Genomic DNA, 9,237 nt, shown 5'->3' on the forward strand with positions numbered 1-9,237 from the left:
ATAAGATGGTACTTGTTACATTTTTGGTTTCAAAAAAATTTAATTAATAGTAAAAACAATAGAATATATTGTCGTAGAGAGTAAAAGTGTGGGATATTATGCGTCCTATTGATATGATGGTTACGGATTATAATTGTGAATATTTAGGTTTATCTAGATTGTGTTTGATGGAATCTGCCGGCAAATCCCTTGCAGAGGAAGTGGGCAAAATTGCGGTTTATACATTTTCAAAACCTGTGAAGGCGATAATTTTTACAGGTTCCGGCGGAAATGGAGGAGACGGTTTTGTGGCTGCAAGATACCTGCTGAACAGGGGCTATGATGTGGATATCTATATGCTTAAGGACAATATTCGTTCAAAAGAGGCCAAAATAAACTTTGAAATATTGGAAAACATGAAACCGAGACTGTCACGCCTGACCATCTATAATTTAAAGACATTGGATGACATCAACAATACTGAAGTCGCTAAAAGCAAAGACACTGAATTCGTCATTGTCGACGGCCTTTTAGGAACTGGAATCAAAGGAAATCTTCAGGCCAATGTCAGAAGGGCAATCGAGATAATCAACCAGTCAAGTGGCGTTAAGATAAGTGTGGATGTGCCTTCAGGAATGGATCCGCTGACCGGTGAGGTGAGCGACCTTGCCGTGGTTCCGGATTATACAATCAGCTTTCATAAAATTAAAACAGGCATAGGGGATGCCGATGAGGAACTTGTCGGCGGCCTTGTAACTGCTGATATTGGAATTCCATTCGAAGCGGAATACTTTGTAAACTATGGTGACTTTTTAAGACTCAAAAACAGGGATGAAAAATCACATAAGGGAAATAACGGAAGATTGCTGATTGTCGGAGGAAGCAAGGATTATTCTGGCGCTCCGGCAATTGCGGGAATGGCAGCAATAGGTGCCGGATGTGATTTGGTATATGTCGCAACACCCGAGAAGTCAGCTGAAGCTATCAAGTCAACATCTCCAGATCTGATTGTAAAATCATTGGATGGGGAGAAGTTATCACTAATTCATTCCAGTGAAATATTGGAGTTGGCTGATAATGTTGATTGCGTTTTGATAGGTCCTGGCGCCGGAATTGATAAGGAAACTTCAAAATTATTCAATGTACTTGTTGCAAAAATCAAAAAGCCAATTGTTTTGGATGCTGATGCCTTAAAGCAGGTTGAACTGTCATTAATCAAAAACCGTGACGATATCATATTGACTCCTCATATTTTTGAGTTCAAATCATTATTCAACATCGATAATGATTTGAAGCTTGACATAGACTCCTATGACTTTAAAAAGGTCGATGAAAACATCACTGAGTTTCTGCAGATCACTCGCCAAATCAATGGAACAGTTATTGTTAAGGGCCAGTATGACTTGATATTGTCCGGAACAAGATTCAGAATAAATAGGTCTGGAAATGCCGGAATGACTGTTGGAGGAACAGGTGATGCACTTTCAGGAATATGCGCTAGCCTGCTTACACAGGACTTAAATCCATTCGATTGCGCATGCTTGGGTGTTTTCATCAACGGCCTTGCCGGTGAAACAGCCTTTGATGTTAAAGGAAATGGATTTTCGGCAACAGATTTGGTATCTTACATAGGCGGCGTGATTAGGGATGGATTACGTTAAGGGAATCTTTAAGAATCGTCCAAACAGGTTCATTGCCGAGGTTGAGGTTGATGGCAATTTGGAAATCGCTCATGTGCCAAATACCGGAAGGTGCAGGGAGTTGCTGGTCGAAAATGCTGTCGTTTGGCTTGAACCGTCCAGCAATCCGAACCGCAAGACAAAATTCTCGCTGCATTTCGTTGAGAACAAGGGAGCCTTAGTATCACTTTACTCACAGCAAGCGAACAGTATCGTATATGATGCAATCATAAGTGGCAAAATAAAAGAGCTTGCAGGGTATTCTCATCACCAAAGGGAAAAGACAGTCGACAATTCCCGGATAGATATATACTTGGCAAATGAAAAAGAGGAATGTTATGTGGAAGTCAAGGGTGTGACCTTGATTGTCGATGGTGAGGCGAGATTTCCGGATGCTCCAACAGAACGGGGAGCAAAGCATCTGAAGGAGTTAATCAAGCTTAAAATGGATGGGAATAGATGTGCAGTATTTTTCCTGATACAGCATCCCATCGGCAAATTTTTCAGGCCCAATTGGGAAAATGACCCTGTGTTCAGCCAAACCTTAAACGATGCATATGATGCAGGCGTGGAAATATTGGTTTATCGTTGTGACAATCAACTGTCAGGCATTGAATTGATTCCTGAATCATTGGATTTTGATTTGGGAGAGAGTCTCTCCGATAGCATCGTTGATGACTAGACTTGCGGCATCATCATATGGTGTTTCGCTTTTGTTGATTAGCACCAGATTTTTTCCGTTGAAGTAGTTGATCAATCCTGCAGCCGGATAAACTACAAGTGAAGTTCCTCCGATGATTAGTGTTTCCGCATTCTGGATATAATCAATTGCAAAGCTTAAAACCGCATTGTTCAATGGCTCTTCGTATAGTACAACATCTGGTTTTACAATTCCTCCACATTCGCACCTTGGAATGCCGTCACTTTCTAAAATATAGTCCAATGAATATTCTTTACCGCAAATCTGGCAATAGTTCCTGTGGATGGATCCGTGAAGCTCCAAAACTTCTCTGCTTCCTGCCTTTTGATGGAGGCCGTCGATGTTTTGAGTGATTACTGCTTTCAGTTTTCCTGCCTTTTCCAGTTCAGCCAATTTCAGATGGGCAGGATTGGGCTCTGCATCCTTGAAAACAAGATTGTCTTTGTAATATGCAAAAAACTCCTCGGTGTGGTCCAGATAGTAACTGTGTGAAACCAGATTTTCAGGGGTGTCACCATATTTCTCCAAACTTTTGAAAATTCCGCTTTCAGACCTAAAGTCAGGTATTCCACTTTCCGTTGAAACTCCTGCACCGCCAAAGAACACAATATTGTCTGATGAGTTGATAATTTCTTGTAATTGGTTAATTTTAGACATATTATTATTTATATTATTAACAAATATTAATTTTTCCCTAGATTCGTAAATAAACTTTTAAATATGACATTTCACATAATAGTATTATTAACTTGTTATTAAAATTGTGAGGCATTTTCATGGAAAACAATGATTCAAATCTTGATTGGATGATATACTGGTCTTTGCCTAAGTATAATCCCAGAAACAGTCAGATCAGGTTAATCAATGAAATCAATTTCGCAATCAAGAAGGGATTCAAGTATATAATCCTTGAGGCCGGAACGGGAATAGGTAAAAGCGCAATTGCCACAACTCTTGCAAACATGTATGATGATTCATACATTCTGACAATGACAAAACAGCTCCAGGAACAGTATCTTGACGATTTTGGGGACATGCTTGTTGAGATAAAAGGTCGTGGAAACTATAAATGCAACTATAAGGGCTATTGTGACTTTTGTATCAAGGCGGAGTATAATCTGAGAAGATGCAGCACCTGCAAGTTTCAAATGGCATTCAAAAAGGCTCAGGAGGCAAAGAATGTCATTACAAACTATGATTTCCTGTACTATGCGGGCGTAGCCAATCCAATCTTGGATTCCAGGGAATTGCTGATTCTGGATGAGGCCCATAACCTGGAGCGCAAGATGCTTATGCTGTCATCTTCAGAGCTTGACAGGGAATACATATCAACCAAATTCGGTATTGATATTTTCGAGCCGATAATGCATGGGACCAAATCAATCAATGATTTGAAAAGAAATCCCGAATACTGGACAAGATTATGTGATGACCTGATTAAGGAATGCAAAAAGAGGATTAAGAAGATTGATGGTGATGTGAACAAAACGGTTCAGGTTACTTTGGATGAGTTTGAAAGCGACCCTTCAAAGTATTCCAATTTTGACTATGTGGAAAAGCAGAACCTTGAACAGGACATTAAATCATTCACTTCAATCGCTTTGGGTTTGGCACACAAGGAACTGATCATTGATTTGCCTAGTAAAGATAACATATTGAGCAATCAGATGGATATATCAGCCGAATTCAAGCCATATTCCGTTGCCGATGACACTCAGAATCTTTTAAGCATGGGCAATGTATGCATATTCCTGACCGGAACTTTGGGAAGCAAGGATAAGTTCTGTGAGTGGAATAACATTAATCCTGATGAGACTTATTACATCTATGAGAAATCTCCTTTTGATGTGGCCAACAGGCCAATCTATACTGATTTTGTTGGTCGGATGAGTGGCAGAAGAAGGGGAAAGATTCCGAATTGGAAGAATCCAAGGGCAATCAAAAAGATCAGGGAGCTTTTGGACAGGCACTCAAATGAAAAGGGAGTTATCCATACTTCAAGCAATGAACAGGCGTTCTGGATTATGGAACAGCTGAAGGATTATCCGCTTGTATTCGTTGGTGGCGGAGACAGAAATGTTGTTCTGAAAGATTTTACCCAATCAAAGGAGAATCTGGTTCTAATCGGTGCTTCAATCAAGGATGGCGTGGATTTCAAGGGGGATTTGTGCCGTTTCCAGATTGTTTTCAAAATTCCCTATCCTCAGCTGAATGAGCAGGTCAAGTACAGAAGGGATTTTGATCCAAAATGGTTCTACTACCAGACTGTAATGGCATTGATGCAGGCTTATGGGCGTGGAATACGTGATATGGACGACTGGTGTGTAATGTATATAATAGATTCCAGTTTTAAGCAGCTGTTCGAGTATAACCGTGGATTTTTCAATGAATATTTTAGTGAAGCGGTTCAAAAAAAAGAAGTAAAATGATAGCGTAAAGCTATCTGTTTAATTTTTGGTAATTTGCAGCTTGAAGACCGTGGTATTTAATCATACCTTCAACTTCGCTTTGCTCGGTTTCTTTGTCTTCAAATGTAATTTGTTCGATGCTGTGTAAGCTGAATGGAGATTTTCTGATAATAGGTTGGATTGAACCTTTGAATAATTTCATTACGACTTCTCCGCTTACTCTTTCTTGCATCTTGTCGATTGCTTGGTCAAGGTCTTCTCTTAATGGTTCTTGCCAGAGTGCTCTGTAGACCAAATCGGCGTATAATGTTGACATGTATTCTGCAAATCTTAGTTCATCGGTTGTCAATACCAATTCCTCTAAGGCTTCGTGTGCAGCGATTAACAATTTTGCACCTGGAGTTTCATATATTTCTCTGCTTTTAAGACCAATCATTCTGTTTTCAATGGTGTCCACTCTACCGATGGCATTGTTTCCAGCAATTTCATTTGCTTTTTCAATCAATTGGACTAATGGCATCATTTCGCCGTTTATGGCTACTGGAACACCTTCCTCAAATTCAATGGAAACCTTTTCAGGTTCGTCGTTTGCATCTTCCCAGGATTTGGTCCATTCGTAGATGTCTTCAGGAGGTTCGTTTGCAGGGTCTTCAAGGACATCCCCTTCAATCGCTCTTCCCCAGAGGTTTTCGTCAATACTGTAAATTTTATCGTAGCTTAATTCGATTCCTTTGGATTCAGCATATGCCTTTTCTTCAGTTCTTGTCAGATTCATTTCTCTGATTGGTGCGACAATGTCCAAGTCAGACATTGCAAGAATGACTGCTTCGAATCTGAACTGGTCGTTTCCTTTTCCGGTACAGCCGTGTGCAATTGCGACTGCTCCTTCTTTTTCAGCTACTTCTATAATTTTTTGTGCAATTAATGGTCTTGCAAGTGCAGTGCTTAAAGGATATCCTTCATATTCTGCATTTGCTTTTATTCCACGTGAGATGTATTCGTTTGCAAATTCTTCTTTGGCGTCTATGTTATAGTGTTTGAGGCCACCGATTTTTGAGGCCATGGTTTTTGCTTTTTCCATTTCTTCTTCGCCTTGTCCTACATCTACACATGCAGTAATTACTTCATAGTCATATTTTTCTTCTAATAATTTAACGCAGACAGAAGTGTCTAAACCTCCGCTGAATGCTAAAACTACTTTATCAGTCATAATTAATCACCGTAATAAGAATTAATATTCATTAATAGTTATATTTCTAATAGTATTTAATAATTATCTAAAAAAAGTTGACAGAAGAAAACTCTTAATTGAGGAAAAATAATCGAGGTTGAAAGTTATATGTGTGGTAATATGGATACCCCAATTAAGAGTATGGAGGAATGTGTTTCGTCCTTGATTATAATTAGATTTTCATAGTATATAAAGTTTAGGTATACCTAAACTTTTACCAGCAGGTCTTGATCTTCACAGAATTTTATCAGTCTTTCATATGTTGGATTTGTTATTAAAGTGTCTATGTTGCCGATGATGATTAGCTTACGTTTAGCACGAGTTATTGCAACATTCAATCGTCTCAAATCACTTAAAAAGCCTATATTTCCATTGTCATTGCTTCTGACAGTTGAGATTATGATGATTTCCTTTTCCCTTCCCTGAAAACCGTCGACGGTTTTGACTTCAATCGGAGTGTTTTCCTGGATTATCTTGACCTGGTCGGCATATGGACTGATTATTCCTATGTCGGCTTCATCCACTCCGTCATTCAGGTAGTCATCAGCTATTCTTATTGCAATTTCAGCCTCTATTTCATTGACGATTGATTTCGAATCCTTCAGGTGTCTTTCCCTATTGTCGGAAATGTCTGATGTATCAATGAACAGCAGCGCCTCTTCATCCTGATGGGAATCAAGGATGTCTTTAATATTTATGTCATCAACACTGGAATCGCTTTTTAAGCCATTGTTATAGAATTCTTCGTTCGGAAACTTCATTAGCAGGCTGTTCATACGATATTGGATATTCAATAATTGTGATTTGAATGGGTACATGCGAATCAGCTCTTCAAAGAGTGTTTTGGACAATGCTCCCGCCCTGTCGCTTATGATTGTTGGGGGCAACTGCTTGTGGTCTCCCGCAAGGATGAACCTGTGGGCCTTTGCAATTGGAATCAGGATGCTTGGTATTGTTGCCTGTGAAGCCTCGTCAATGATTGCAACATCAAACTTGACTCTTGCAATGGCCTCAAGTGCAGATGATGAGTTTGTGGCTAGTATAACGTCGCTTGAGTCAATGATGTCCTTAATCATCCTATTTTCAATCCTTTTTATCTCGTCATGAGCCTCGTCGATTTCCTGGTTGATTTCAATCCACTTTGCCATTGATTTCATCTTGTCAGAGCTTATTCCACGTCCACCTTTGCCTTTTGAAGCAATATGAAGAATGTCATAGTCACCATAGCCTCTGCGGTACTGAGGAGTCGGCTTTGTGTGGACTTTGCGCTTTTCAATCATATTGTCGATCTTTTTGTGAATCTTTTTGATTTTCTTGTTCAGCTTGTGGTTTTCGGCTTTGTATGCCAAGGTTTGAGTGATGTTGTGTTTTGAAACCCTTTGGGGGTGTCCGAGCCTTGTAAGGGTCAATTTTTTGTTGTCCATCAGTCTTTCCAGAATGTTGTCAACAGCGGCATTGCTTTCTGCTGTAGCCAATACCTTATGGCCTTGCCTTGTTTCCTGTGAGATTAATTCAACCAATGTCCTTGTTTTTCCTGTTCCAAAGGGACCATGGATCAAAAAGAAATTTTCACATGAAAGTGCATTTTCAATAGCCTTCTTTTGTGAATCGTTGAGGTTTTCATCGATATATGAGATGTAGGGAACATCCCGGTTCTTTTTAGGATTTCTCTCATTCAAAATGTATTCCAATGCATTTTTGCCCTTTAAGCTCAAATGATTCAGATTGTCTTCCATTCTTCTGAAGGTGATGTCGTTTGCATATAGGTCAAGTCTGACCTTCTTTTTGATTGCCCATTTTGGGACGCGCTTGTCAAAGGCAACCTTGATGAATCTGGCACCTTTCTCAGTGACTGTGCCGGTCAAATCGCTTCTTAAGGGATTGTCGGTGCTGACCAATATCATGTCTCCAACGGATATTTCAGTATCTATCACCTCGGACCTTCCAAACTGGACAATCTGAAGTCCCAGCTCCTTGCCTAGACTTTTTCCCTTGACTTTATTGATTGCCCTTCCAAGCTCTTCCCTTTTCTGACCGGACATTGTGCTTATTTCACGGGTCATAAGGTCAATTTCGGCATCTCTTTCGTAATTGATAAGCGTTATCAGGTTTTTAATATATTTCTTCATTTTCATACTTATTTTTAAATAAGAGTTTCACTGTATATTTAATTATGCATTTTGAAAAAATTGGGGAATTTGGCAATCTGGAAATGTCCTACGTATGTGATTTTTCCGGAGGATACATTTCACGAAACAGAAATCTTTTTGGAAAATTGGAATTAAACCGATTGACTCAATTCATACTTGAAAAATGCACTTATGGAACTCCTATTTTTAAATTGGGCGATGGCGGCAATAAGATTTTGATATTGTCAGGAATTCATGGAAACGAGCTATCTCCGCAAATCGCCAATGTGAAACTGCTAAATGAGTTGCTTGATGCTGATTTGAAAAATACACTCTATTTCATCCCATTTGCATCACCCAAATCAACAATGTACAATGAGAGGACATTCAATGATATGGATCTGAATCGCTCAGCCCATATTCAGAACTCTTTAAGCAATCTGATTGTTCAGGCGGTTGAGAATCTTGCAATCAATTTTGTCGGGGACTTTCATTCAACAGCTTTCAATGCAAATCCCGGAATCGAATCCGTCTTTTCATCAAAGTCTCCCTCTCCCGAAAGCTATCTGATAGCAAATTACATATCTCGTAATGTCGGTTCTGAAGTCATATCCTTTGATTTTGCGGGTTCTTCTTATAAGGGGGCGGTTGAGGACGTTTGCAATCTGAAAAAAATTCCCGCAGTCACTTGTGAGGTGCTGTGTCCCTTTGCAAATGTCATTAGGGGCAGTGTTGAAACATCCCTTGCCCAAATGAAAAGTTTTTTAGATTATTTTGGGATTTAATGAGTATGTAATTATCTTTTTTAACTTTATTGTGCAAGAATTCTCCGACTTCTTTAAGGCCGGATGGGTTCAAAAGATGTAAATTTTATATGATTTTTATCTTGAACCTCTCCGACCTGTAGAGGTCGGAGATTCTTAGGTAATCCATTCTATATGAATGGAAAATATTCTAAGCTATCCCCCAGGTCCCCTAGGTTTATTTTTTTTTAGTGTTTTTAACCCTTCGTTTAAGATGTTGATTGCTGCGTTGTGGTCTCTTTGATGTTGTGTGCCGCATTTTGGGCAATTCCATTGTCTGTCTTTTAGGGTTATGTTGTTGTTTTTGT

8 protein-coding genes are annotated in these 9,237 nt (G+C 39.4%); 4 read left to right on the plus strand and 4 right to left on the minus strand.

Annotated features, from left to right (window positions below):
- The first annotated feature begins 98 nt into the window (after positions 1-98).
- Both E7Z79_RS08240 and sfsA read left to right on the plus strand, forming a co-directional pair.
- A complete protein-coding gene (locus E7Z79_RS08240) occupies positions 99-1,640 on the plus strand; it encodes an NAD(P)H-hydrate dehydratase (RefSeq protein ID WP_303739478.1) in 1,542 nt (513 codons plus the stop codon).
- A complete protein-coding gene (gene sfsA / locus E7Z79_RS08245) occupies positions 1,627-2,340 on the plus strand; it encodes a DNA/RNA nuclease SfsA (RefSeq protein ID WP_303739479.1) in 714 nt (237 codons plus the stop codon). Before E7Z79_RS08240 ends, sfsA begins: the two co-directional genes overlap by 14 nt.
- Here the strand turns inward: sfsA and E7Z79_RS08250 are convergent.
- Positions 2,287-3,015, minus strand: a complete 729-nt coding sequence (locus E7Z79_RS08250; protein ID WP_303739480.1) for an NAD-dependent protein deacylase — start codon at positions 3,013-3,015, stop codon at positions 2,287-2,289. The genes sfsA and E7Z79_RS08250 overlap by 54 nt on opposite strands.
- Before the next feature lie 119 nt (positions 3,016-3,134).
- Between E7Z79_RS08250 and E7Z79_RS08255 the strand changes: the two genes are divergently transcribed.
- Positions 3,135-4,787, plus strand: a complete 1,653-nt coding sequence (locus E7Z79_RS08255) for a helicase C-terminal domain-containing protein (RefSeq protein WP_303739481.1) — start codon at positions 3,135-3,137, stop codon at positions 4,785-4,787.
- 10 nt (positions 4,788-4,797) lie between these two features.
- Here E7Z79_RS08255 and E7Z79_RS08260 read toward each other — a convergent pair whose 3' ends face one another.
- Positions 4,798-5,976, minus strand: coding sequence for an argininosuccinate synthase (locus E7Z79_RS08260; RefSeq protein ID WP_303739482.1), 1,179 nt, complete (start codon positions 5,974-5,976; stop codon positions 4,798-4,800).
- Between the two features lie 227 nt (positions 5,977-6,203).
- Entirely contained in the window at positions 6,204-8,126 is a 1,923-nt protein-coding gene (locus tag E7Z79_RS08265) for an IGHMBP2 family helicase (protein WP_303739483.1), read from the minus strand.
- Between the two features lie 44 nt (positions 8,127-8,170).
- Here E7Z79_RS08265 and E7Z79_RS08270 point away from each other — a divergent pair, with 44 nt between their 5' ends.
- Complete coding sequence (locus E7Z79_RS08270; protein ID WP_303739484.1) at positions 8,171-8,911, plus strand: succinylglutamate desuccinylase/aspartoacylase family protein; 741 nt, start codon at positions 8,171-8,173, stop codon at positions 8,909-8,911.
- A 174-nt stretch (positions 8,912-9,085) separates the two neighbouring features.
- On the opposite strand, the gene E7Z79_RS09735 is transcribed toward E7Z79_RS08270, so the two are convergent.
- Positions 9,086-9,223: a zinc ribbon domain-containing protein gene (locus E7Z79_RS09735; protein ID WP_369693442.1), complete on the minus strand. Its 138-nt coding sequence runs from the start codon at positions 9,221-9,223 to the stop codon at positions 9,086-9,088.
- Between the last annotated feature and the right edge of the window lie 14 nt (positions 9,224-9,237).

The sequence above is a fragment of the Methanobrevibacter thaueri genome (assembly GCF_015062905.1).
In the GTDB taxonomy this organism is placed as follows: domain Archaea; phylum Methanobacteriota; class Methanobacteria; order Methanobacteriales; family Methanobacteriaceae; genus Methanocatella; species Methanocatella thaueri_A.

Excerpts from the sequence above, each read along its gene's own strand:
- E7Z79_RS08260 (WP_303739482.1), bottom strand. The coding sequence starts at position 5,976 with ATGACTGATAAAGTAGTTTTAGCATTCAGCGGAGGTTTAGACACTTCT.
- E7Z79_RS08250 (WP_303739480.1), bottom strand. The coding sequence starts at position 3,015 with ATGTCTAAAATTAACCAATTACAAGAAATTATCAACTCATCAGACAAT.
- E7Z79_RS08270 (WP_303739484.1), top strand. The coding sequence starts at position 8,171 with ATGCATTTTGAAAAAATTGGGGAATTTGGCAATCTGGAAATGTCCTAC.
- E7Z79_RS08255 (WP_303739481.1), top strand. The coding sequence starts at position 3,135 with ATGGAAAACAATGATTCAAATCTTGATTGGATGATATACTGGTCTTTG.
- E7Z79_RS08240 (WP_303739478.1), top strand. The coding sequence starts at position 99 with ATGCGTCCTATTGATATGATGGTTACGGATTATAATTGTGAATATTTA.
- sfsA (WP_303739479.1), top strand. The coding sequence starts at position 1,627 with ATGGATTACGTTAAGGGAATCTTTAAGAATCGTCCAAACAGGTTCATT.
- E7Z79_RS08265 (WP_303739483.1), bottom strand. The coding sequence starts at position 8,126 with ATGAAGAAATATATTAAAAACCTGATAACGCTTATCAATTACGAAAGA.